This is a genomic window from Ruegeria sp. BC5 (genome assembly GCF_056539205.1).
Genome location: NZ_JBQFUN010000001.1, coordinates 1,410,998 through 1,434,204 on the forward strand (window position 1 = coordinate 1,410,998; position 23,207 = coordinate 1,434,204).

The window sequence follows — 23,207 nt, forward strand, 5'->3', positions numbered from 1 at the left end:
CCCCGCCTACCGGGTGCGCACGAATTTGATAACCGGTTCGCCTGCGGCATCCAGAAAGGCCAGCGCATCGCCTTCAACCGCGTAAGTGGTGACGCTTTGCAAGGCTTGAAAGAATTGCCGCTCAACCTCTTCCAAGGCCGGAGGACACGCCATCAGCGTGGCAGCCATATTGTCAGGGAATGTGATAGTCGCACCGGAAATGTCGGCCTGCCCGTTGAATCGGTTGCAGCCACCGCTGCCTGAAAAGGCACCATCTTGGGCAAAGTTAATCTCTGGGCGGCGCTCTGCTTCAATCGGTGCACCGTTCAGGGCGGCGGCCGTCCACTGCGTGTTGTCCAGCATGTTTCCCCCCTGCACTTGCACCAGCATAAGGTCTGCGGAATTTCCTGCCCCATCGGTCAGAACCGGATAGGCCGTATCGGTGGTGAACAGCAGGTCTTGCCCCTGGCTGATCGAGGCCCGCACCACATAGCGGTGCCCGTCCTTGATCAGCGCGTCATCGAATGTCAGCTCGAACTGCGCGGGAACGCTGTCCATTGCATAGCGTTTTGCAGCAAGGGACACTGCCGGTGCATCGGCCAGAGAGACATCCTGAAGCTCGACATATAGCGTCGCATCGGGCGGCACGGCAATCCGCTCGCGATAGGCAGCGGTTCCCGTTACGGTTCCAGCATGGCTTTGGCTGCCCAAAATAGTCAGGACAAGAGCGCAGACAACGATGGCCTGGCCGAGCTTTGGAAATGGCATGACACAATCCTTTCACTTCCACTTTGGTGAAAAGATCGTGGCCAGATCAGTATTTACAAGACCTAGTGATCCAAATCGGCGATTCCACGCCTGATTTACAGGGGCCAGATCAGCGGGATCAACAACGACGCCAGCAGCCCAACAGTCAGGTTCAGCGGAATGCCGACCTTCATGAAATCGACAAACCTGTACCCGCCCGGACCATAAACCATCATGTTGGTCTGATACCCGATCGGCGTCGCGAACGAGGCTGAGGCCGCCACCATCACCGCCACCACCAGCGGGCGCGGGTCAATCCCGACCGCCTGAGCCAACCCGATGGCAATCGGTGTCACCACCACGGCCACCGCGTTGTTTGATACCAGTTCAGTCAGCACCGAGGTCAGCAGGTATACGGCCCAGATGATCAGGAAGGGCGGCAATGAGCTGAGGCCCGGAGCAATCGCCTCGACAATCAGCGATACAGCACCGGATTTATCCAGCGCGGCCCCTATGGCCAGCATCGAGAAGATCAACGCCAGCAAGCGGCCCTCGACAAAAGAAAATGCTTCATCCGCGTCGATGCAGCGCGTGATCAGGACCACCGCAACTGCCAGAACCGACAGCAACAGGATCGGTGCGACACCCAACGCGGCCAAGGCGACGATACCGACCAGCGCGCCAATCGCAATGGGGGCATGGCTTCGCCGGAACGCACGTGCCGACGGTTGCGAAACGTCGACCATGTCCATGTCGGCGGCGAGTTTCTGAATGTCAGCGGGCGATCCTTCCAGCAGCAGCGTGTCGCCGACCCGCACCACAAGATCATCCAGTTGACGCCCGATATTCTGGTTCCGTCGGTGTACAGCCAGCACATAGACACCATACCGACGCCGCAAACGCAGCGTACCCAGCGTCCGACCCACCATGCGGCAACCTGGGGTGATCAGAACCTCGACCGTCTTGGTCTCAACGGCCGAGACCTGATCGACGCGCTTTAGTTCCTTGTTGCTTTGCAAGCTCAGCAATTCGGTCATTTCAGTTCGCAGAACGACACGGTCGCCAAGTTTCAGCTCAACACCTTTCAGATTACGCCGCAGCGACTCATCCCCGCGGATTACGTCGATCAGCCGCACACCGGGGCGCTTGAACAGCTGAACCCCTGTGACCTCTCGACCGATCAGGTTGCTTTCAGGCGGAATGACAGCCTCGGTGAAAAACTTCATTTTGGATCGGTCAGACAACAACGTCGCCATGCTGTCCCGATCCGGCAGCAGTCGCGGCGCGATGAAGCGCAGGTAGACCATACCGTAGATCACCAGAGCGATGCCCAACGGGGTCACCTCGAAAATGGTGAAGGCAGTCATCCCCTGCGCACGGGCCACACCATCCACCAACAGGTTGGTCGAGGTTCCGATCAACGTCAGCGTGCCGCCTAAAATCGCTGCATAGCTAAGCGGGATCAGCAGTTTCGAGGCCGGAACATTCAGCGTGCGCGCGATCTGCACAAATACCGGGATCATCACGACAACCACCGGCGTATTCGACACCACGGCCGACGCCAGCACAACAAACGCCATCAGCAGCCCGATGGCGAAACGCGGGTTTACCTGTGCCTGCTTTTGCGCGGTCGAGGTAAAGGCGTCCAGCGCGCCAGTGCGCACCAGAGCCCCCATGATGATGAACATCGCCGCAATCGTCCACGGCGCCGGGTTGGAAAGAACCGCCAGCGCGCTTTGATACGGCAAGATACCCGTCACCAGCATGATGGCGACACCGCCGATGGCAACGACTTCGGTCGGGTAGACCTCACGCAGGAACATGACGAACATGCCCGCGACGACCAAAAGCGCCAGTATTGCGCTGCCTGTTTCTGTCAGTTGAAGGAGTTGCATTCTTGGTATTCTGTCCGAACCCTAGCCTGGCTTACGCGCCCGGCAGCCAGTTTCACGCATTGCGCGCGGCAGAGCAAGCCTGACATCGCCTTATTGCGGCCCGGCCTGCTGCAAACGCCCACCGACGCGCACCATTTGCACAGATTTTGCCCGCCCGTCGCGGTCATCGGTTTCAACGAACACACCGCTCAGCGTTGCTTCGCCATTGGCCGGGGTGAACCGCGCCTTTGGCATGCCGGTGATAAAGCGGCGCATCGGCTCGACCTTGTCCATCCCGATCACTGAGTCATAGTCGCCACACATCCCCGCATCGGTCAGATACGCCGTGCCACCCGGCAGGATCTGTGCATCCGCAGTTGGAACATGCGTATGAGTGCCGACCACTAGGCTTGCACGTTTGTCACAATAATGGCCCATCGCCATCTTCTCAGACGTGGCCTCGCAATGCATATCGACGATGATCGCCTGGGCCTGCCCGCCACGCGGGTGGGACTTCAGAATGGGCTCAACCGCCGAGAACGGATCGTCAAAGGGCCGTTTCATAAAGACCTGCCCCAGAACCTGCACCACCAGAACCTTGCGCCCGCCCGGCGCGGTGTACAACCGATGCCCCCGCCCCGGCGCACCCTTCGCAAAATTCACCGGGCGCACGATACGCGGTTCGCTCTCGATGAATTGCAGCATATCTTTCTGATCGAACGCGTGATCGCCCAGCGTTAGACAGTCCGCGCCCGCGTCCAGTAGTAGCTTGGCATGATCGCCGGTCAGACCCATCCCGTTCGAGGCATTCTCGCCATTGACCACAACGAAATCCAGCCGCCATTCGTCGCGCAAACGCGGCAAATGTTGCTGAATGGCCATGCGTCCCGCACGGCCCATGACGTCACCCAGAAAAAGTATCCTCATCCAACCTGTCCTAAGTGTGGTAATGACCAAGCACAAGTGATTAAGCTGCCTGCATAATCTGCCAAAGCCTTTAAAGCAGGAGAATCTTGATGACTCGCATCCTTTTGGCCGTTGCTGGCCTATTCGCACTTGCCGCCTGCGACGAAACCCCAGCAACCGATTCCACCACGCAACTGGCGAACCCCGCGGCGACCTATTGCATCGACAGCGGCGCACAGTACGAGATACGCGACGGTGACAACGGCCAAACCGGCGTTTGCATTCTGCCGGATGGGCGCGAGGTGGATGCCTGGGAGTTCTTCCGTGAGAACCACCCGAGCTAAGGCGATCAGCCCGAGAACGTCAGAACCCGGCTTTCGGTAATCACCATATCCAGCGGTTGATCCGTGGGCTCTAACGGCAGCTCTTTGGCCTCTTGCGCGTCAAAGGCAAAGCCAATGGCCAGTGTCGGGCGCTTGGCACGCAGACCCTGCAACGTGCGGTCGTAAAAACCGCCGCCATAGCCCAGCCGCCCGCCCAGCGCATCGAAAGCAACCAATGGGACAATCAGAATTTCGGGGTCGAAGTAATCGTCGACCTCGGGCACCTTGGCCCCAAACGGGCCGTCCTTCAGCGTGCCTTCAGGCGTCCAGCGCGAAAACTTTAGTGGCTGACCGGCAGCCTGAATGACCGGCACACCAACCGGACCATAGGCCGATGCTTCTGCCATCGCCGCCACTGGATCAATCTCGGTACGGATCGGCATATAACCGGACAGAGGCACGCCACGGTGTCCGGCCAGAACCTCGGACAAGCGCCCCGCAGCACCGGGCAGGCGGGTGTCAAAAGCAACCTTGCGGCGTGCAAAAGCCGCCTTGCGCGCAGCGGCTTTGATTTCGGTCAGATCGGTCACAGTAGCACCACGCTGGCAAGCCCAAGGAACAGGAAGAACCCCATGACATCCGTTGTGGTCGTCACGAAGGTGCCGGAGGCAAGCGCCGGGTCAGCGCCCAATCGGTCCAGCACCACAGGTACTACCGTACCGATGAACCCAGCGATGATCATATTCACGACCAAGGCAGCGCCGATCACGACACCCAGCATCGCAGAATCGAACCACATCATCCCTACGGTTCCCAAAACGATGGCGAAACACAGGCCGTTCAACATCCCCACCAGCAGTTCCCGCCGGATCACGCGCAATACGTTCGACCCCGTAAGGTCGCGCGTCGCCAAAGCCCGCACCGCAACTGTCAGCGATTGAGTGCCCGCATTGCCGCCCATCGACGCCACGATCGGCATCAGAATGGCCAGCGCCACCAACTGATCAATCGCCGCCTCGAACTGGGAAATCACCAGCGAGGCGCAAATCGCCGTACACAGGTTCACCGCCAGCCAAGGCAGACGCCGCTTACTGGTCGCGGCAACGCTGTCGGACAGCGAACTTTCGTTGCTGACACCCGCAAGGTGCAGCATGTCCTCTTCGTATTCCTCATCCAGAACAACCATCGCGTCGTCGATGGTGATCACACCGACCAGTCGCCCGTCTGCATCGACCACGGGCGACGAGATCAGGTGATACTGGTTGAACGCATATGCCACGTCCTCTTCGTCCTGATCGACAGGAATAGTGTGGAACTCTTCTTCGGCGATGTCGTGCAGCGGCACCTCACGCCGAGCGGCCATCAGCTTGCCCAGCATGACCTGCGCTACCGGCTTCAACCGGGGATCGACCAAAACAACGTGATAGAACTGTTCCGGCAGGTCGTCATTGGCCCGCATGAAGTCGATGGCCTGCCCAACGGTCCAATGTTCGGGGGCCATGACAACCTCGCGCTGCATAAGGCGGCCGGCCGAGTTTTCGGGGTAGGACAGCGCCTGCTCAGCCGCGATCCGTTCGGAATCCTCCAGCGCGTCAAGGATGGCCTCTTGCTGCGGTTCTTCGAGGTCTTCCAGAAGGTCGACAACATCGTCGCTTTCCATGTCCCGTACAGCGTCGGCCAGAACGTCCGGGCGCAGAACCTCGATAACCTCTTCACGAACGGCCTCATCCAGTTCCGACAAGATATCGCCGTCGAATTCCTTGTCGTACAGACGGATCAGTTGGGCGCGTTCCTGAGGGCTGATCTGTTCCAGAAGGTCGGCGATGTCCGCAGCGTGCAGCGGATCCATCAGCTCGATCAGTTTGTCGCGATCATCCACTTCGACCGCGTACAGGATATCCGCCACAGTCTTGCGATCCAGCGCATAGACGTCTTCGTCACTTGTGGACTCGGTTACGGGTTCATCAAAGCCTGTTGTCATGTCTGCCCCCGTTTCGCGCGCTCATTGCCCCCTAATTAGAAGAAGCAGCTACCGGAAAACAATGACAATGCGCCGATTTACCGGCAAGTTTCGCCCGCCTATGCTGTTTCACAGTCCTATTCAGGCGGAGATGGATGAAAATGGCGCAAAAAACGCTGCTGAAAGGTCGTGTTCTGAGCTTTACGGGTTCCCCTTTTGAAGGAGATCCGACCGAGGCCGTGAAAATCAGCGGGGCCGTTCTGGTTGAAGACGACCGAATATCTGCTGTTGGGGATGCCGAAAGCCTGCGCGCCGACAACCCCGAGGCCAACGTTGTGGATCACGGCCAGAACGTGATCATGGCAGGTTTCGTCGATGCGCATGTCCACTATCCCCAAACCGCAATGATCGCCAGTTGGGGCAAACGTCTGATCGACTGGCTAAACACCTATACCTTCCCCGAAGAGATGAAGTTCAGCGACCCGGTCTATGCCTCTGAAATCGCCAACCGCTATCTTGACCTGACAGCTGCGCATGGAACCACGACCATGTGCAGTTTCTGCACCATTCACCCCGAAAGCGTTGATGCATTTTTTACCGCCGCGCAAAAGCGCAACCAACGGGTTGTGGCAGGCAAAACCTGCATGGATCGCAATGCGCCCGAAGGTCTGAGGGATACAGCACAAACGGGTTATGATCAGTCTCAGGCGCTGCTTGAGAATTGGCACGGGGTCGACCGCCTGTCTTATGCCATCACCCCGCGTTTTTCGCCCACGTCCACGCCGGAACAACTGGAAGCCATGGGCGCGCTCTGGGCCGATTACCCGCATTGCCTGATGCAAACCCACCTGAGCGAACAAACCGATGAGATCGCCTGGGTCCGCGAGCTATTCCCCGAGGCACGCGATTATTTGGATACCTATGAAAAATTTGGCCTATTAGGGTCGAACGGCCTGTATGGCCACGTTATCCATCTTGAAGCACGCGAACGCGATCGCCTGCGCGAGGTCGACGCGGCGCTAATCCACTGCCCGACCTCGAACACATTCATCGGCTCTGGCTTGTTCGATATGGCGGGGTTGATGCGTGACGGCCATCGCGTCGGGTTGGCGACGGACACCGGCGGCGGGTCCAGTTTTTCGATGCTGCGAACGATGGCAGCAGCTTATGAAATCGGACAACTGCGCGGGGCGCCGCTGCACGCCGCGCAACTTTTGTGGCTAAGCACGGTTGGCTCAGCACGCACGCTGCGGATGGACGATTGCATCGGCAACGTTGCACCGGGGATGGAGGCTGATCTGATCGTGCTCGACCTCGCCTCGACCCCCGCCATTGCCCAGCGCGAAGCCTGCGCCGAGAACCTGTGGGAGGCCATCTTTCCCACCATCATGATGGGCGACGACCGGGCGATCGCAGAGGTCTGGATCGCCGGTCAACGTGTTTCCAACTAGAATTGCAGGGCGCGGGCCAGCTGGTTCTGCCGCTCGATCACGCGGGGCATGTCCAAACTGGTGACATGCCCGTCACACACGATCTGGCGGCCCTCGACGAACAGGTGCTTGACCTTCACTGGCCCGGCCAACAGCAAAGCCGCCGGATCCCAACTGCCGGCGCTTTCGATACAGCTTGTGTCCCAAATCGCGATGTCAGCGCGTTTTCCGGGCTCCAGACGTCCGCAATCAGGACGGTTTAGCACATCTGCACCACCGCGTGTCGCAATCTCTAGCACTTCGCGCGACGACATGGCATCCGCGCCGTTGGCTACCCGTTGCAACAGCATGGCCTGACGCGTCTCGAGGATCATGTTGCCAATGTCATTGCTCGCTGAACCATCCACGCCCAGTCCAACAGGCACACCGTGATCCCGCATCTCGCGCACCGGCGCGATGCCCGAACCCAGCCGACAATTGGAACAGGGGCAATGCGCGACGCCGGTTTGTGTTTTGGCGAACAGGTCTATTTCCACCCCATCCAGTTTGACGCAATGGGCGTGCCAGACGTCCGTGCCGGTCCAGCCCAAATCCTCGGCATATTGGCCCGGACGGCAGCCAAACTGGGCCTGCGAATATGCGATGTCCTCGTCATTTTCCGCCAGATGAGTATGCAGCATAACGCCCTTGTTTCTAGCGAGAAGCGCAGCATCGCGCATCAGGTCACGGCTGACGGAAAATGGCGAACACGGTGCAAGCCCTACACGGCACATTGCGCCCTCAGACGGGTCATGAAACGTATCGACCACACGGATCATGTCGTCCAGAATCGCTTGCTCTTTTTCGACCAAGGCGTCGGGCGGCAGACCTCCGTCGCTTTCTCCGATACTCATCGCACCGCGCGTCGGATGGAATCGCATTCCGATCTCGGCGGCGGCAGCAATCGTGTCATCCAGCCGGGCACCGTTGGGGTACAGGTAAAGGTGGTCGGAACTGAGTGTACACCCTGACAGCGCCAGCTCGGCCAACCCGATCTGGGCCGAGACAAACATTTCTTCGGGCCCAAAGCGGGACCAGATGGGATACAGCGTCTTAAGCCAACCAAACAACAGCGCATCCTGCCCACCGGGCACCGCACGGGTAAGGCTTTGGTAAAGGTGGTGATGGGTATTCACCAGACCCGGCGTGACGACACATCCTGTGGCGTCATGCACCTCTCCGGTTGTTTGCAGTCCGTGGCCGATTTGGTCGATCTGTCCACCGCGGATCAGGATATCCGCGCCGGAAAGCTCGCGGCGTGTGTCATCCATCGTCAGGATGGTGTCTGCGTTCTTGATCAGGATTTCGGTCATGTCGCCCTCCTTGCATCCGCCCGTTTCGTGCAAGAAGGTAAGGGCTGGCGGAAAACGGGCATAAGAACCAGCCGGGCAGAGATTACCTGACCAGCCTTAACCCGACAAGCTGTTTCAGTAGTTGCGCAGAAGCTTTAGCGCCGCCGCATGTAATTCGGCATTTGCCGCAGCCAATACCCGTCCGCCCTCATGGGCTGGACCACCTTGCCAATCTGTCACGATACCACCTGCGGCCTCGATCACCGCAATGGGGGCTTGAACATCATAAGCATTCAGGCCCGCTTCGATCACCAGATCGACCTGCCCCGCCGCCAGCAAAGCGTAAGCGTAGCAATCCATGCCATACCGGGTCAGTTGCACCTGTTGGGCCACAGCCTTGAACCCGGCGCTTTCTTCAGGGGTGCCGACCTCGGGGAAGGTCGTGAACAGAATGGCCTGATCCAGGCTGGAGGTTTTGCGAGTTTTCAGCGGCATAGTTCCGGTCGGCCCAGTCGCCTGTGCAACATCCGCTGATCCAAGGAAACGTTCGCCGATATAGGGCTGATCAATGACGCCCAAGAACGGACCGTCATGGTTGCTCAGCGCGATCAGCACGCCCCATGTCGGTGTGCCGCTGATAAAACCGCGGGTGCCATCGATCGGGTCCAACACCCACGTCCGGCCGGAACTGCCCTGAGTCTGGCCGAACTCCTCACCGAAAATGCTGTCATCGGGGCGGTGCTTGGCCAGAACCTCGCGCATGGCCTTTTCCGCGTTCCGATCCGCGACCGTGACCGGATCAAAGCCGTCGACCAGCTTGTTCGAAGTCTCAATATTTGATTGTCTAAAAAACGGAAGAATGGCCGCACGCGCCGCGTCGGCCATTTCTTCGGCTACATCCAGATCACTTAAAGTTGTCTCTTGCATGCGCTACCCGTGCGGATCACACGTGCCAGAGTCAACCCCGGTTCTCTCAGGCGACGTCGCTCAGGACGCGGGCAAGTTCGAACAAGCGGCGGCGCTGGTTTTCCGGAATCGCATAGTAAGAGCGCACCAGATCCAGAGCTTCCTTGTCCCCCATCAGATCGGCCGGAACCGATTTTTTGCCGGCTGTTTCCTTTTCAGATTCTTCCAGACCTTCAAAGAAAAAGCTGACGGGAACATCCAATGCCTCGGCAATGTCCCAAAGGCGCGACGCGCTGATCCGGTTGGCCCCGGTCTCGTATTTCTGAATCTGTTGAAACTTAATACCAACCTGCTGCGCCAACTGCTGTTGGGTCATGCCAATCAGCCAGCGGCGATGCCTGACGCGTTTGCCCACATGGACATCGACGTGATGGGTCATTGGTATTCTCCTCTTAACTACACACACAACTAATTCGGGTGTGCGACATGCATGTACTACCGCAACACTAGCGAGCCGCCCTTAACCACTCCCTAATCAGGAACATGCCCCCCAAATCAGCACCTGGGACAATATTGCTCTTTTTGGGTTTTTTTTCAAGAAGGTTGAATCTGTTTCACCATGCACAGGACTAAGGTTGTGCCCTTTCGATCCCGCACACGCAGTTACCGTCGGCAAGCCTGAGACGTCATCCACACAGTCCTTTCCGCCCCGCCGGGTAAGCGATTGACATTCCCCGGTCAGCACGAACCTATGCGCCAAACCACAGGAGCCCGACCATGCTGGCCTATAGAATTTCATCTACGGACGCCGCCGCCCAGCTTTGCGACATTGACGTGCCGACCCCACAAGAAGGCCAGGTCCGTGTCGCGATCAAGGCATGCGGTCTGAACTTTGCCGATCTGCTGATGCAGAAGGGAACGTACCAGGACACGCCGCCCGCGCCGTTCACACAAGGAATGGAAATCGCTGGCGTGGTCGAAACAACAGGTCCCGGCGTTTCGCATCTGAGCACCGGTGATCGCATTGCGATCTATTCAGGTCAGGGCGGCCTGGCAGAATTCGGGGTGTTTGACGCTGAACGCGCAATTCCCCTGCCCGATTCGGTCAGCTTTGAGGATGCCGCCGCGATTCAGATCGCTTATGGCACCAGTCACATCGCCCTGGATCACCGCGCCCAATTACAACCCGGAGAAACCCTGCTGGTCACTGGCGCGGCTGGCGGTGTTGGGCTGACCGCCGTCGAAATCGGCAAGCTGATGGGGGCAACCGTAATTGCGCAGGCGCGCGGCGCAGACAAACTGGCGGTCGCTCAGGCAGCGGGGGCGGATCACCTGATTGATGCGTCCGAGGATTTACGCGCGCGTGTAAAGGAACTGGGCGGAGCGGACGTGGTGTATGACGCCGTTGGCGGCGACGTGTTCAAAGCCGCCTTTCGCGCCACCAACCCCGAAGGCCGCCTGCTGCCTATCGGTTTTGCAGGCGGAGATGTGCCGCAGATTCCGGCCAATCATCTGCTGGTTAAGAACCTGACGGTGATCGGCTTTTACATCGGTGGCTATCTGACCTTTCGGCCGCAGATCGTTCAGGACAGTTTTGACACGCTGTTTCGGTGGTGTGCCGAAGGGCGGATCAAGCCGCATATCAGCCACGTGCTGCCCCTGTCGGATACCGAGAAAGGCCTGCAATTGTTGCGCGACCGTGCGGCAACCGGCAAGGTCGTGATTACGCCCTAACCGACCACAGCCTTCAAGGGCGCACTGCCGAGCATGCGGAAATTCTGTCGAACCAAAGCTGCAAGTGCCTCAACCAACGGCCCGCGTCCGGTATCGCCTCCGTACAGGTTGATCATATGTTCGGGCAGCTCAGGCAATACACCGCCATCATCGATTTGAACCAAATGCGCAGCCTCGGTTCCGTCGAGCATGGCGTGGACGGCCAAGTCAGCGGCAACGGTCGCCTCGATGGTGCGATCATTTTCGGTTTCAACCGACAGCTCCCACGGGATGCCAGCCTCATCCAATGCCGCGATGACCTGTGGCCGGAACATGCAGCGACGGCCAAGCGCTATTGGGATCGGCCGCTTGCGCCACGCCGACCCACCCGGCGCCCCGATCCAGCGCAACGGCAATTCGGCGATGATTTCGCCCCCCTCGCCCGCACTTGCCTCAGTTGTGAGGATCAAATCGCATTCGCCGCGTTTGAACATTTCCTTCAACTGCATCGTGTACGAAGAAATCAACTGCACCCGCACCCGCGGGAAATCCACGTTGAACCGCTGCAGGACACGCGGAATAGCCGGGTAAACGATGTCATGCGGCACACCCAGAACGACTTCACCCTCAAAGGCTTGGTCAGTGAGTTTCGAGATCACCTCATCGTTCAACGCAATCATCCGGCGGGCATAAGCCAACAGTTGTTCTCCGGACGCTGTCAGCGCGATGGTTCGGCCACTGCGATCCAGCAGTTCCAGTCCCAGCAGCTCTTCCAGACGCTTCAGCTGCATTGAAACGGCGGATTGCGTCAGGTGCAGGAACCCGGCGGCACGTGTCACTCCACCCTGATCCGCCACCGCCACAAACGATCGCAATGTCGTAATGTCCAAATTCCGCATGTTCACGAATCCTTATGCATCACTTCAAAAACATTCATTTTTAAAATGTCTCATAGTGCGCCATATAAATCAAGGAACTTGATGAGAAACCAAAAACTCATCGAGGATCGATGAAAGGACATATATTATGACCCAAATTGCAATTCACAGACCTTGCCCGCCCCGTCGTCGTTTTGGCCTGACCATGTTGTTGGATGCGTTCTCGCTGCGTCGCCAGCGTTGCACGCTTGCCAGATTGGATGCACGAGCACTAGAAGATATCGGAATCACCCGCGAACAGGCCGATGCCGAAGCCGCTCGCCCCTTCTGGGATGCACCGGAATTCTGGCAAAAATGACCCTGACACTCATGTTTTCCTACTGAATGGCGGCCCGCTGACGCAGGTCGCCATTTTGTTGCATGTTTTAACCGGTTTCCCACTCTAAACTCTTGAAACACGGCCCGCAGTTGCCGATATTTGCTGGCAACGGGGTCCGGGTTTCGGACCGCGAAAAGAATTATGTGAAGGGAGACCCTTTAATGGCACAATTTGACACGATCCGGACGGCTGCCGGTACGCGCGCTGCCCAGATTGACGAGGGCCTGCGCGCCCATATGAACAAAGTCTACGGCACGATGTCCGTGGGCATGCTGATCACGGCGCTCGCCGCATGGGCGATTGCCGGTCTTGCTGTGACGTCTGATCCAACCAACGCAGTGGCCCAGATCGGCGCTGACCGTTACCTGACCAGCCTGGGTGGGGCACTATTCATGTCACCGCTGAAGTGGGTTGTAATCTTTTCACCGCTGGCCTTCCTGATCTTTGGCTGGGGTGCGCTTATGCGGCGCGGGTCGGCTGCAGCCGTACAGCTGGGCTTCTTCGTCTTCGCCGCCGTAATGGGTGTGTCGATGAGCTCGGTGTTCATGATCTACACCCCCTACTCGATCGCACAGACGTTCATCGTGACCTCGATTGCCTTTGCTGGCCTAAGCCTCTTTGGCTACACCACCAAGCGCAACTTGAGCGGCATGGGCACGTTCTTGATGATGGGCTTGATCGGCCTGCTGGTGGCGATGGTCATCAACATCTTCCTGCAATCGCCTGCAATGATGTTCGCAATCTCGGCCATTGGTGTATTGATCTTTGCTGGTCTGACCGCGTTCTACACCCAAGACATCAAGAACACCTACATTGCGCACGCAACCCATGGTGATCAGGAGTGGCTGAATAAAGCCGCTATTGACGGCGCGCTGAGCCTGTACATCTCGTTCCTGAACATGTTCCAGTTCCTGCTGATGTTCATGGGGCAGCAAGAATAACGCGCTTCAACACTGCACCAATTAAACAGGGCGGGTCCAAAACGACCCGCCCTTTTCTTTTGCCTATTTAGCCGTCTCACAGCCCGGTTGACACCTCGACCGGTGCCCCAAAAAGACAAAGGCCCCGCTCAAATGGCGAGGCCTAGGAAGATAGAATGAACGGGGTCTTAGCTGCAGTTCAGCGGCACCGCAAAACCCGAGCTGCTGTCGGAAGAGCCCTTGCGGTAGACGTCACCCGCAGGCAGACAGCCGGTAAACTGTTCCGCGTTGCGACCAAAGTTGGCACCGATCTGATTATCGACGCGCGTGCTGTTGTTCGGGGTGCGCAGAACACCATAGAGGGTGCCGTTCACATTGACGGTGCTGAGGAACAGATTGGTGTCCTGCCCGGTCAGAACCACCGAGTCCGTATCGCTGCGTCCACCATTTTCAATTGCAACTCGGGCAACTTTCTCTGCCTCAGTCTCATCCGTCGTGACGGCCACGGCAGGCAGAACAGCCAGTTCAGCCGGCACATTCGTTGCAGGCGGAAGGATGCCCACTGCACCGGGTACGTCCGAAAGCGAGCGCGGTTCACCATCGATACCCGTGAATCCGATGCCTTCGCGGTTATAGGGATCTTCACAGGCTGCAAGGGCCAGAATGATCGTAGAGGAAAACAAGATTTTTTTCATGACGGCCAACATTTTGGAACGAGTTGTTGAAGCGTATGAGTAAGACGTCAAAAAAAGCAACCCATCGACGATCCGATTGCCCCAATCGCTGATGCTTCGTTGCAACGGCGCGAAACGCCACAAGCGCGATCCCATCGGGATATGCGCAAAGAAAAAGGGTCCTGCCGCGGCAGAACCCTTTAAAAAACTGTCCAAGCTGGACGGCAGATTACTTAATCTTGCCTTCCTTATACTCGACATGCTTCCGAACGACCGGATCGTATTTACGAATGGTCATTTTCTCGGTCATGGTGCGCGCGTTTTTCTTGGTCACGTAGAAGTGGCCCGTGCCCGCGGTCGAGTTCAGACGGATCTTGATTGTCGTCGGCTTCGCCATGGTTATCTCCTGCGTCCGGAAAGGCAGGGGCCTTTCGGTTGAATTCCTATGAGCGTGCGCTTTTACTCGGTCGCGCAGCCGAGTCAACCAGATTCCGCGCACAACGCGCACAATTCCTGCTGTCGCTCCCTGCCCCGGTTTGGCGCGATCACGGTTCTGTGATAAGGTCCCGCCGTTCTATCCCACAAAGAAGCCGACGACAGGCTCGTATTTCGAAACGGCAGCAACAGGCGAAACCCTCTGCGAGCAGAGGTTTTAAGCATGTTTTTGGGGGGCTATCATGACGGAATGGAAACTTCAGGGTGAAGAATTGGCCAATTGCAACTGCAACTTTGGTTGCCCGTGTCAGTTCAGCGTCCTTCCAAGCCATGGCAATTGCGAGGCTGTTGTCGTGTTCGATATCGAGTCCGGGAACTATGGCGACACCGATCTTGCCGGAGTACGCGCGGCTGGCGTGTACCACTGGCCTGGCCCCATTCACGAAGGCAACGGCCAGATGCAGCTGATCATTGACGAAGCCGCCAGCGCCGACCAGCGCGCCGCTATTGAGGCCATCATGAAAGGTGAAGACACCGACGAAATGGCGACCATGTGGTACGTCTATAGCGCCATGGCCCCTACAAAACATGAGACTTTGTATGCCCCGATCGAATTGAAGTGGAACCGGGATGAGCGTGCTGGATACGCCAAAGTTTCGGGTATCTTCGATGTAGAGGTCAGCCCGATCCCGCATATCGTCTCGGGCATGCCGCATCGTGCTTCGATACAGTTGCCCAACGGGTTTGAGTATCGCCACGCCGAGGCAGCCTCGGGGACTGCCAAGACTGCGGGCGGCGCGATCAATCTAACCTTTGATGCTACACACGCGCATTTGGCGCATCTCAACATCTCAGGCCACGGAGTCCTCGGCGCATAGCGTAGGCTGACATGAGCACGTTCCCTCCCCGACCCGGAGTCGTAGATCGGGTGCTGCGGCGCGACAGCGGCATCGTTGTGTTCTGCGTTCTGCTGATCATTCTGGGCGCGTCCTGGTACACGGTTGCGGGCATCGGTATGAACATGTCCGCAATCGACATGACCCGAATGGCTGGCCCGATTGGCGAGCCGATGAGTATGGCGACTGAAACACGCTGGACACCGATCTACGCCGTTCTGATTTTCCTGATGTGGTGGGTCATGATGATTGCCATGATGACCCCCAGCGCTGCCCCCACCGTTCTGTTGTATACGGCGATCAAACGAATGGGGCCGGACAAGTTGCGGGCGTCGCGTCTCAGCCTGCTTTTTTTGACGGGCTATCTGGTTGCCTGGGCGGTGTTCAGCATCATTGCAACCGGGGCGCAATGGGCGATGGAAAGCGTCGGACTGTCCGATGGGCCGATGATGACGATCCACTCGAAATTTTTTGCCGGATGCGTACTGGTCGCTGCCGGTTTGTACCAGTTGTCCAGCTTGAAAACCGCTTGTCTGCGCCACTGCCGCAGCCCCGCCCAATTCCTGGCCGACCACAACAGGCCCGGTGCCTATGGCGCGTTTCGTACCGGCGCGCTGCATGGTGCGTTTTGCCTGGGATGTTGCTGGGCGTTGATGTTGCTGCTGTTCGTGGGCGGAGTGATGAACCTTTATTGGATTGTGGGCATTGCCGTTTATGTCGCGTTGGAAAAGCTGATGCCGCGGGTGCGGTGGTTCGTTCCGCTCACTGGTGTTGCGTTGATCGTCGTGGGCGTTTGGCTGATCGCAATCTCATAGATCGCGACAGGCTGAAACGTTCATAAGGGCTGAAGGACCGGCCAAATTTCGGGTTCTGCATTAACTTTTTTGACAGGAGGTAGTCATGCCTATTTTTATCACCTACGCGTCCTATTCGCCGGAAGGCGTTAAGGGAATGCTCAAGAAACCCGTGGACCGTTCGGGCGCGGTCAGGGCATTGCTGAAAAAAGCCGGCGGTAAGCTGGTGGCGTTTTACATGACCTCTGGCGACAATGACGTGGTGGTTGTCAGCGAATTGCCGGAAAGCACGGATGCAGTTGCTATAGGCATGGCCGTTGCAGCATCAGGCGCGGTGTCAAAAGTTGAAACCGTGCGCGCATGGAAGGCAAAGGACTTTGTCGCTGTGACCAAAAAAGCCGCAAAACTGACCGGAGCCTACAAGGCGCCGGGACGTTAATCGGGATCTACGCGCGGAGGGCCTGTAAGCCGGATCTTGTTCCAGGGTTACCCCCTTCGATGACCATTCCTCTAGGCCGTGCATTGCTGCGCGGCTCAAGCTGCCAACCCGGTCCCTCTCGGCCAAGACGCGCTTAGCGGCGGTATCGGCTGACGCCGACCGGCCCGCGCGAGGACCCTATTTGGCATTGCTCCCGGTGGGGCTTGCCGTGCCGCCGCTGTTGCCAGCGGCGCGGTGGGCTCTTACCCCACCGTTTCACCCTTACCGCGTTTTGCCAAAGGCGAACCTCTGCAATGGTGCGGCGGTCTGATTTCTGTGGCGCTTTCCGTCGGGTTGCCCCGCCCGGGCGTTACCCGGCACCGTTGTCTTGTGGAGTCCGGACTTTCCTCTCGGGCATACGCCCCAGCGGCCATCCGTCCCTCCGCGCGGGGTGTGGGTATGCTCTGGGTACGGCGGCGTCAAGTGCGGATCAGGTTTTCTTGATCAAGGGTATAAGGTCAGCTGGTTCCAACGGGCCGTCACCCCATGGACGATATCTGAGGCGTACCGCAGCCAGAAGCGTGTCATGGTCCGTCTCCGCCGAGTAGCCTGCGGCGCGCGCCAACGCATTGAACGTATTTAAAGGGGTTTTGCCAGGGTCGTGTTGAGAGCGCTTTCCGGCAAGGGCCATGTGTTCCAGTCGCTGCCAAGGGAAGCGCGGACCGGGATCGGACTTACGGCCCGGTGCCATGTCGGAATGGCCAATTACATGTTCAGGGGGGATAGCCCACCGGTTCATGATCTGGTGTAACAGGGTTTCCAAAACGTCCAACTGCAGCTCGGAAAAAGGGTGCGCGCCGGTGTTGTCCAGTTCAATTCCGATCGAACGGGAATTGATATCGCTCTGGCCATGCCACTCACCCGCCCCGGCATGCCAGGCCCGATCCTCCTCGCGCACCATCTGCCAGAGTGTACCATCCCCACCGATCAGGTAATGCGCGGATACTTCATGGGCAGGGTCACACAGCCGGTCCAACGCCTCGGTTGCGCTGTCCATCGCGGTATAGTGCAGCACGATCAGCGACGGGGTCAGCCCATCCCTGCGTTCGCCAAAGTTAGGGGACGGGTGCCAGTTAGACGTCAGTGGCTCAGTTATTGACGGCACTGCGGAACGGGCTGGGGTCCCAGCCACAGGCATAGCCATCGCCATCCGGGTCAAGTCCCTTGCGGTCGCGTTGCGGTCCACCGTTGGACAGGAACTCAATCTGAGCCTGATCCGGGGATGGAAAGCGGGCGCAATTGCGCTGCGCCTTGGCTTGCAGGTTCAGACCTGCACGGCTGTATAGCTGGGTCCCGACCGGGTTCGATGTGTTCAGCGCGTATTGCACGATATTGGGCTGACCATCCGTTCCACGTTCCGGAACGGCGGTGGGCGCGACCACCTCATAGGTCTGGCGGTTCTGTTCGATCAATGCGGCGTCGGATTCGATGGTGCGACGGTCAGAGACCGCTCCAAAATCCTGCTCATCGGAAATCGCGTTGTTGGTGGGGTCTTCGACGGGCGACGGTGCCGGAGTGATCGCGCCTTGCCCTGAGGTGCCAGCCAGCGCAGCCGCGGTCGCCGAAGCGATGTCGGCATTTTCGCCGGTTGGCAACGTGGCTACTGTGCCAGGCGCGCCCAGCTGCTGTTCTGACACGTCGGGCGGGCCAAGCAGCGGGTTACCAGTATATCCCTGCCCCGCCAACTGGGCCTCACGCTGTGCCTGATAGGTGGGGGTGTTGAAATCCGTGCCACCTATCGGGGCCACCGTATTACAGGCGGCCACGAACCCGATTGCGGGGATCAGAAGCGTAAAGCGCATCCAGCTGCTCCGTCTTGCGTTGTCTTGCCTGACTTGAGGATTACCACCATTTGCCAGGCTTGGCCACAAACCCGGCGGCGTTTTCCAGCGCATAGGCCGTGTTGAGCAGATCGCCCTCTTCCCACGGGCGACCAATCAGCTGCAGACCCAGCGGCAGGCCCTGTTTGTCCAGACCGGCAGGCACAGAGATGCCCGGCAGACCGGCCAGGTTCACTGTCACCGTAAAGACGTCGTTCAGATACATCTGAACCGGGTCCGCCTCGGTCATTTCACCCAGGCCGAAAGCGGCCGACGGCGTTGCCGGGGTCAGGATCGCGTCGACACCTGCAGCGAAGACATCTTCGAAGTCTTTCTTGATCAGGGTGCGGACGCGACGCGCGCGATTATAGTAAGCGTCGTAGAAACCTGCGGACAACACATATGTACCGACCATGACGCGGCGCTGCACTTCGTGACCAAACCCTTCGGCGCGGGTCTTTTCGTACATCTCGGTGATGCCGTCGCCCTGCGCCAACTGCGCGCGGCGGCCATAGCGGACACCGTCATAGCGCGCGAGGTTCGACGAGGCCTCAGCCGGTGCGATCACGTAGTACGCAGGCAGCGCGTATTTGGTGTGCGGCAGCGAGATATCGACGATCTCGGCCCCTGCCGCTTTCAGCATTTCGGCCCCTTCAGACCACAGCTTTTCGATCTCGGCGGGCATACCATCCATGCGGTACTCTTTTGGGATACCGATTTTCTTGCCTTTGATGTCACCCGTCAGCATCGCCTCGAAATTCGGAACGGCCAGTTCGGCGCTTGTCGAATCCTTGGTGTCGTGACCGCACATAGTTTCCAGCATAATCGCCGCATCACGTACGTTCTTGGTCATCGGACCGGCCTGATCCAGCGAGGATGCAAAGGCCACGATACCCCAGCGCGAACAACGACCATAAGTCGGCTTGATACCGGTAATGCCAACAAAGGCGGCAGGCTGACGAATCGAGCCGCCTGTATCGGTGCCTGTTGCGGCCAGGCACAGGTCGGCTGCAACAGCCGAAGCGGACCCGCCCGACGAGCCACCCGGTGTCAGCTTCGCGTCATCATTACCGCGACGCCACGGGCTGACCGCGTTGCCATAAACCGAGGTTTCGTTGGACGAACCCATGGCGAATTCGTCCATGTTCAGCTTGCCCAGCATCACGGCACCCGCATCGGCCAGTTGCTGCGACACGGTGGATTCGTATTCAGGCTTGAAGCCATCCAGAATCTTTGACGCGGCCTGCGAAGGCACGCCCTTGGTGCAGAACAGGTCCTTGATACCAATCGGTAGACCACACATTGACGGCGCGTCGCCACCCTTGATCCGCTCATCCGCCGCTTTGGCGCGTTCCAACGCAATCTCGGGCGTTTTATGGACAAAAGCGTTCAGCGCGTCCGCGTCATCAATAGCCTTAAGGCAGGATTCGGTCAGCTCGACCGAGGTCACATCACCCTTACGCAGCGCGTCGCGGGCCTCGGCCAGGCCAAGTTTGTTCAGATCGCTCATGTCTTACTCCACCACTTTGGGGACTGCGAAAAAGCCTTCGCGTGCGTCGGGGGCATTGGCCAGAACCTTGGCCTGCTGATTGCCGTCGGTGACCACATCCTCGCGACGTTTAAGGCGCATCGGCTCGACCGAGACCATCGGCTCGACGCCTTCGACATCGACCTCATTCAGTTGCTCGATGAACCCAAGGATTGTGTTGAACTCGGATGCCAGCGCGGGCAGCGCGTCATCCTCGACCTTGATCCGGGCCAGTTTGGCCACCTTGGCGGCGGTGCTTTGGTCAATCGACATCGGAAAACCTCATATGCGTTAGGGGGCATTTACCCGTCTGATGCCCGGGTCGCAAGTCCGCCGAAGAGCGGATGTGACGCTGTTTCCGTCGTCGGCGCGTCCAGCCATTCAAAACTGAATAACCAGTATACGCAAAAGTAAACCAATTAGTTCAGTTTTCGACTTGAAAAAGTGAACCAAACTGTTCACCTCATGATCCATGGCACAGCCAGAAACCGGAGAAAGAAAATGAAAACCTTCATTACCACAGCCCTTTTGACCGCAACCATTCTGAGCACCCCCGCCATGGCCTTCGGCCCTACGACGCAAACCCTGATCCCCGACGTCTCGTTCCCGACCCCCTCGCCCGAGACGGTGACACAGGATAGCGCCAAAGTCGGCAAATAAGGTGCCTTTTGCCGCCGGGCCAGAATCCCCCCGACTGGCCCGGCCAGGGTGCAATTGACTGCTGCATCCGATGAAACCAACCGCTACGATGGTGCGAACTAACCGGTCGGATTGCATCGTAAATCCGGCGAAACCCAACGGAGCGGAAGATGAGCGCACGCAAGCAAGCGGTTCTGGACGCAATAGATGCGGCCAACAGGCAAGACCCCACAATCGAAGATGGCCAACCCGCTGCCCTGCTGTACGGCCAGAGGATGAGCGCCGAGTTGGACCGGCTGTTTCCAGACGCGTCGGACCCATTGCAGATCGCGGCACGCGGTCAGCATGTGGAACGCTGGAAGCTGGCGCGCAGCGAATACCCCGAAGGCCGAACCGGATACCTGACCTGGCGCAAGGCACAGGCTGAACATCACGCCGAGATTGTCATGGGATTGATGGAGCAAGCTGGATACAGCAAAGACGAGGCCGAATCCGCCGGTCGCATGCTGCGCAAACAGGGCATCAAGCGCGATGACGAGGTTCAGGCGCTAGAAGACGTCATCTGTTTCGTTTTCCTCAAGTGGTATTTCGCGCCTTTCGCGGAAAAACACTCGGCCGAGAAAATTCAACGCATTGTGGAGAAAACCGCGCGCAAGATGTCAGGCGACGGACGGGCGCGGGTGCTGTCCGAATTTAACCTCCCGGAACATCTGGCCGCCGCGTTTCAGGTCTGAGACACGCGCGCCAGATGCCTACGATAGACCTCGATCATCCATCCCAGCATGGTGGCGTTCAGGATGTGCCACATGAAATGCGTGCCCAGCGGCACCTGCGCACAAATGGGGTCATCGAGCGCACGAAATGCAATCGAGACGATAAGGATCACCGCCCCGATGGCCAGTCCCTGCGCTGTATCCGGCGCCCGATTGCGCAGCAGAAATGCATAAATCAGGATCAGCAGCGGAACCGGAGCGTAAGCCGCTGATCCGCCCAGCCCCGGAACAAGTTGGAACAACGGAAGGGTTGCCGCAGCATAGGGAAGGAACATGCCGGTCACGATACCCGCTGGCACAGGCCCCATGTGCCAGACATCCCGGTTGATGGCAAAGATATAGACCAGAATGTACAACAGGATCGGCACGACATCCGCCATGGCCGCCCAGGTCTGCGCATGGGTATGGAACAGAAAACTGCCAACACCGATGGTAGCCAGAATGACCACAAGCGCCATTGCCAGCGGCATCCCCCGCCCCTGAACGCGCCGCCACATAACAAACGCCGCGATCAGAAACGCCGCGTTTGTCACAGCGTTGATCGGCTCGGCCCAATAGGCGGGCGACAGGCGCTCACAATAGCCGTCAATTTCCTGAAACCAGTCCATGCACTTTTACATAGCCGATGCTAGGTTGATGCCAACAGTATGATCAGGAGGATTTTTTCAATGAATATCATCTGGCTGGGCCACGGCAGTTTCCGTATTGAAACCGGTGGGCAGGTGCTGTTGATCGACCCGTGGCTGAGCGGTAACCCGGTGTTGTCCGAGGACCACCATGACAAAGCGCTGGATGGTGCGACGCACATTCTGCTGACGCACACACATTTCGATCACGTCGCAGACGTGGTGTCGCTGGCCAAGCATCTGAAGGTTCCCGTGGTCGGCCAATACGACCTGATGGGGTATTGGAGCGAGACCGAAGGGCTGGAAACCGTCGGCTTCAACAAAGGCGGCACAGTGGATTTGAACGGGGTCAAGGTATCCATGGTGCCTGCCTCGCACAGCTCGACCTTTTCAACGCCGGACGGCCTGCGGACCGGAGGCAGCGAGGTCGGCTTCATGATCGCCTCGGAAGATCACATGCTTTACGTGTCAGGGGACACCGACATCATGGCGGATATGGAGTGGATGGGCGATTACTACAAACCCGACATCGGCATCCTGTCAGCAGGCGGACATTTCACCATGGACATGAAGGGCACGGCCTATGCGGCCAGACGGTATTTCAACTTCAAGACGGTGATTCCCTGTCACTACAAAACTTTCCCAATTCTGGAACAGTCTGCTCAGGCGCTGATTGATGGGTTGCCGGGGGTGGACGTGATCGAACCTGAGTTGATGAAACCTATCACTCTTTAATATCACGGCGTGCAGCGAAGAAGGCTCTCAGAAGATCGGCGGCTTCTTGGGCTGCGATGCCGTCGTAAATCTCGGGGACATGGTGCGCCTGTGTGTGGGTGAAAACCCGCGCGCCATGGGCCACACCGCCAGATTTCGGATCGGCAGCCCCATAATAAATGCGCCGGATACGCGCCGCGGCCAAAGCTGCCGCGCACATGGCGCAGGGTTCCAGCGTGACGTAAAGGTCATGATCCGGCAGCCGTTCAGACCCGGCCTCGGCACAGGCTGTGCGCAGGGCCAGAATCTCGGCATGGGCAGTGGGGTCGTTCATTTCGCGTGTTCGGTTGCCCGCCGCAGCCACGATCCGGCCGTCAGGCGCGACAATTACAGCCCCAACCGGAACCTCTCCGCGATCTGCCGCAGCGCGCGCCTCGACCAACGCCTTATCCATATGTGATTTGAACGTCATGCCTCTGACTGC

General features: G+C 58.5%; 28 protein-coding genes and 1 other RNA gene. 11 read left to right on the plus strand and 18 right to left on the minus strand.

The genetic code is table 11. From position 1 onward, the window contains the following. Positions 1-6 precede the first annotated feature (6 nt). From ACR0LY_RS07075 to ACR0LY_RS07085, 3 genes are all read right to left on the minus strand, one after another. Entirely contained in the window at positions 7-747 is a 741-nt protein-coding gene (locus ACR0LY_RS07075) for a YbaY family lipoprotein (RefSeq protein ID WP_170347963.1), read from the minus strand. Between the two features lie 95 nt (positions 748-842). Next, complete coding sequence (locus tag ACR0LY_RS07080; protein ID WP_170347962.1) at positions 843-2,621, minus strand: SLC13 family permease; 1,779 nt, start codon at positions 2,619-2,621, stop codon at positions 843-845. A 90-nt stretch (positions 2,622-2,711) separates the two neighbouring features. Next, positions 2,712-3,527 carry a TIGR00282 family metallophosphoesterase gene (locus ACR0LY_RS07085; protein WP_170347961.1) on the minus strand — a complete coding sequence of 272 codons (816 nt, stop codon included), beginning with the start codon at positions 3,525-3,527 and terminating at the stop codon, positions 2,712-2,714. A gap of 89 nt (positions 3,528-3,616) precedes the next feature. On the opposite strand from ACR0LY_RS07085, the gene ACR0LY_RS07090 reads away from it, so the two are divergent. Continuing rightward, positions 3,617-3,850: a putative hemolysin gene (locus tag ACR0LY_RS07090; RefSeq protein WP_170347960.1), complete on the plus strand. Its 234-nt coding sequence runs from the start codon at positions 3,617-3,619 to the stop codon at positions 3,848-3,850. Between the two features lie 5 nt (positions 3,851-3,855). On the opposite strand, the gene ACR0LY_RS07095 is transcribed toward ACR0LY_RS07090, so the two are convergent. Further along, entirely contained in the window at positions 3,856-4,419 is a 564-nt protein-coding gene (locus ACR0LY_RS07095) for a 5-formyltetrahydrofolate cyclo-ligase (RefSeq protein WP_170347959.1), read from the minus strand. Beyond that, positions 4,416-5,810 carry a magnesium transporter gene (gene mgtE, locus ACR0LY_RS07100; RefSeq protein ID WP_170347958.1) on the minus strand — a complete coding sequence of 465 codons (1,395 nt, stop codon included), beginning with the start codon at positions 5,808-5,810 and terminating at the stop codon, positions 4,416-4,418. The genes ACR0LY_RS07095 and mgtE overlap by 4 nt, the downstream gene beginning before the upstream one ends. Before the next feature lie 140 nt (positions 5,811-5,950). Between mgtE and guaD the strand changes: the two genes are divergently transcribed. Further along, the gene (gene guaD / locus ACR0LY_RS07105; protein WP_170349341.1) at positions 5,951-7,240 is read left to right on the plus strand and encodes a guanine deaminase; all 1,290 of its coding nucleotides are present in this window, start codon (positions 5,951-5,953) and stop codon (positions 7,238-7,240) included. Here the strand turns inward: guaD and ACR0LY_RS07110 are convergent. The 3 genes from ACR0LY_RS07110 to ACR0LY_RS07120 all read right to left on the minus strand — a co-directional run bounded on the left by ACR0LY_RS07110 (position 7,237) and on the right by ACR0LY_RS07120 (position 9,895). Beyond that, positions 7,237-8,571, minus strand: coding sequence for an 8-oxoguanine deaminase (locus tag ACR0LY_RS07110; protein ID WP_170347957.1), 1,335 nt, complete (start codon positions 8,569-8,571; stop codon positions 7,237-7,239). The genes guaD and ACR0LY_RS07110 overlap by 4 nt on opposite strands. Before the next feature lie 114 nt (positions 8,572-8,685). After that, positions 8,686-9,477 carry a histidinol-phosphatase gene (gene hisN / locus ACR0LY_RS07115; protein WP_170347956.1) on the minus strand — a complete coding sequence of 264 codons (792 nt, stop codon included), beginning with the start codon at positions 9,475-9,477 and terminating at the stop codon, positions 8,686-8,688. A gap of 46 nt (positions 9,478-9,523) precedes the next feature. Then, the gene (locus ACR0LY_RS07120; protein WP_170347955.1) at positions 9,524-9,895 is read right to left on the minus strand and encodes a helix-turn-helix domain-containing protein; all 372 of its coding nucleotides are present in this window, start codon (positions 9,893-9,895) and stop codon (positions 9,524-9,526) included. A gap of 338 nt (positions 9,896-10,233) precedes the next feature. On the opposite strand from ACR0LY_RS07120, the gene ACR0LY_RS07125 reads away from it, so the two are divergent. Beyond that, the gene (locus ACR0LY_RS07125; protein WP_170347954.1) at positions 10,234-11,190 is read left to right on the plus strand and encodes an NADPH:quinone oxidoreductase family protein; all 957 of its coding nucleotides are present in this window, start codon (positions 10,234-10,236) and stop codon (positions 11,188-11,190) included. On the opposite strand, the gene ACR0LY_RS07130 is transcribed toward ACR0LY_RS07125, so the two are convergent. Continuing rightward, entirely contained in the window at positions 11,187-12,068 is an 882-nt protein-coding gene (locus ACR0LY_RS07130) for a LysR family transcriptional regulator (protein WP_170347953.1), read from the minus strand. The two genes, ACR0LY_RS07125 and ACR0LY_RS07130, sit on opposite strands and share 4 nt — an antisense overlap. 127 nt (positions 12,069-12,195) lie before the next feature. On the opposite strand from ACR0LY_RS07130, the gene ACR0LY_RS07135 reads away from it, so the two are divergent. After that, positions 12,196-12,405 (plus strand): DUF1127 domain-containing protein, encoded by a 210-nt coding sequence (locus tag ACR0LY_RS07135; protein WP_170347952.1) that lies wholly within the window; start codon positions 12,196-12,198, stop codon positions 12,403-12,405. A gap of 182 nt (positions 12,406-12,587) precedes the next feature. Beyond that, positions 12,588-13,367: a Bax inhibitor-1/YccA family protein gene (locus ACR0LY_RS07140; RefSeq protein ID WP_170347951.1), complete on the plus strand. Its 780-nt coding sequence runs from the start codon at positions 12,588-12,590 to the stop codon at positions 13,365-13,367. A 167-nt stretch (positions 13,368-13,534) separates the two neighbouring features. Here ACR0LY_RS07140 and ACR0LY_RS07145 read toward each other — a convergent pair whose 3' ends face one another. Both ACR0LY_RS07145 and rpmG read right to left on the minus strand, forming a co-directional pair. Next, positions 13,535-14,041 (minus strand): hypothetical protein, encoded by a 507-nt coding sequence (locus ACR0LY_RS07145; RefSeq protein ID WP_170347950.1) that lies wholly within the window; start codon positions 14,039-14,041, stop codon positions 13,535-13,537. A gap of 208 nt (positions 14,042-14,249) precedes the next feature. Further along, the gene (gene rpmG / locus ACR0LY_RS07150) at positions 14,250-14,417 is read right to left on the minus strand and encodes a 50S ribosomal protein L33 (RefSeq protein WP_037309480.1); all 168 of its coding nucleotides are present in this window, start codon (positions 14,415-14,417) and stop codon (positions 14,250-14,252) included. 280 nt (positions 14,418-14,697) lie between these two features. On the opposite strand from rpmG, the gene ACR0LY_RS07155 reads away from it, so the two are divergent. The 3 genes from ACR0LY_RS07155 to ACR0LY_RS07165 all read left to right on the plus strand — a co-directional run bounded on the left by ACR0LY_RS07155 (position 14,698) and on the right by ACR0LY_RS07165 (position 16,584). Continuing rightward, positions 14,698-15,333: a DUF1326 domain-containing protein gene (locus ACR0LY_RS07155; protein ID WP_170347949.1), complete on the plus strand. Its 636-nt coding sequence runs from the start codon at positions 14,698-14,700 to the stop codon at positions 15,331-15,333. A gap of 11 nt (positions 15,334-15,344) precedes the next feature. Beyond that, positions 15,345-16,166, plus strand: coding sequence for a DUF2182 domain-containing protein (locus tag ACR0LY_RS07160; RefSeq protein ID WP_170347948.1), 822 nt, complete (start codon positions 15,345-15,347; stop codon positions 16,164-16,166). Positions 16,167-16,251: 85 nt separating this feature from the next. After that, positions 16,252-16,584 carry a GYD domain-containing protein gene (locus ACR0LY_RS07165; RefSeq protein ID WP_170347947.1) on the plus strand — a complete coding sequence of 111 codons (333 nt, stop codon included), beginning with the start codon at positions 16,252-16,254 and terminating at the stop codon, positions 16,582-16,584. Between the two features lie 9 nt (positions 16,585-16,593). Here the strand turns inward: ACR0LY_RS07165 and rnpB are convergent. From rnpB to gatC, 5 genes are all read right to left on the minus strand, one after another. Continuing rightward, an RNA gene (gene rnpB / locus ACR0LY_RS07170) (RNase P RNA component class A) lies at positions 16,594-17,009 on the minus strand. A 44-nt stretch (positions 17,010-17,053) separates the two neighbouring features. Further along, the gene (locus ACR0LY_RS07175) at positions 17,054-17,728 is read right to left on the minus strand and encodes an N-acetylmuramoyl-L-alanine amidase (RefSeq protein WP_480640686.1); all 675 of its coding nucleotides are present in this window, start codon (positions 17,726-17,728) and stop codon (positions 17,054-17,056) included. Then, entirely contained in the window at positions 17,712-18,425 is a 714-nt protein-coding gene (locus ACR0LY_RS07180; protein WP_170347945.1) for a hypothetical protein, read from the minus strand. Before ACR0LY_RS07180 ends, ACR0LY_RS07175 begins: the two co-directional genes overlap by 17 nt. Positions 18,426-18,465: 40 nt before the next feature. Next, positions 18,466-19,953 carry an Asp-tRNA(Asn)/Glu-tRNA(Gln) amidotransferase subunit GatA gene (gene gatA, locus ACR0LY_RS07185; RefSeq protein WP_170347944.1) on the minus strand — a complete coding sequence of 496 codons (1,488 nt, stop codon included), beginning with the start codon at positions 19,951-19,953 and terminating at the stop codon, positions 18,466-18,468. A 3-nt stretch (positions 19,954-19,956) separates the two neighbouring features. Next, the gene (gene gatC, locus ACR0LY_RS07190; RefSeq protein ID WP_058280141.1) at positions 19,957-20,244 is read right to left on the minus strand and encodes an Asp-tRNA(Asn)/Glu-tRNA(Gln) amidotransferase subunit GatC; all 288 of its coding nucleotides are present in this window, start codon (positions 20,242-20,244) and stop codon (positions 19,957-19,959) included. 228 nt (positions 20,245-20,472) lie between these two features. On the opposite strand from gatC, the gene ACR0LY_RS07195 reads away from it, so the two are divergent. Then, positions 20,473-20,631 (plus strand): hypothetical protein, encoded by a 159-nt coding sequence (locus ACR0LY_RS07195; RefSeq protein ID WP_170347943.1) that lies wholly within the window; start codon positions 20,473-20,475, stop codon positions 20,629-20,631. Between the two features lie 149 nt (positions 20,632-20,780). Further along, complete coding sequence (locus ACR0LY_RS07200; protein WP_170347942.1) at positions 20,781-21,344, plus strand: DUF4202 domain-containing protein; 564 nt, start codon at positions 20,781-20,783, stop codon at positions 21,342-21,344. On the opposite strand, the gene ACR0LY_RS07205 is transcribed toward ACR0LY_RS07200, so the two are convergent. Further along, positions 21,335-21,991 (minus strand): ceramidase domain-containing protein, encoded by a 657-nt coding sequence (locus ACR0LY_RS07205; RefSeq protein ID WP_170347941.1) that lies wholly within the window; start codon positions 21,989-21,991, stop codon positions 21,335-21,337. The genes ACR0LY_RS07200 and ACR0LY_RS07205 overlap by 10 nt on opposite strands. Positions 21,992-22,051: 60 nt before the next feature. Between ACR0LY_RS07205 and ACR0LY_RS07210 the strand changes: the two genes are divergently transcribed. After that, positions 22,052-22,744, plus strand: coding sequence for a metal-dependent hydrolase (locus ACR0LY_RS07210; protein WP_170347940.1), 693 nt, complete (start codon positions 22,052-22,054; stop codon positions 22,742-22,744). Here the strand turns inward: ACR0LY_RS07210 and ACR0LY_RS07215 are convergent. After that, the gene (locus tag ACR0LY_RS07215; protein WP_170347939.1) at positions 22,734-23,195 is read right to left on the minus strand and encodes a nucleoside deaminase; all 462 of its coding nucleotides are present in this window, start codon (positions 23,193-23,195) and stop codon (positions 22,734-22,736) included. The two genes, ACR0LY_RS07210 and ACR0LY_RS07215, sit on opposite strands and share 11 nt — an antisense overlap. Between the last annotated feature and the right edge of the window lie 12 nt (positions 23,196-23,207).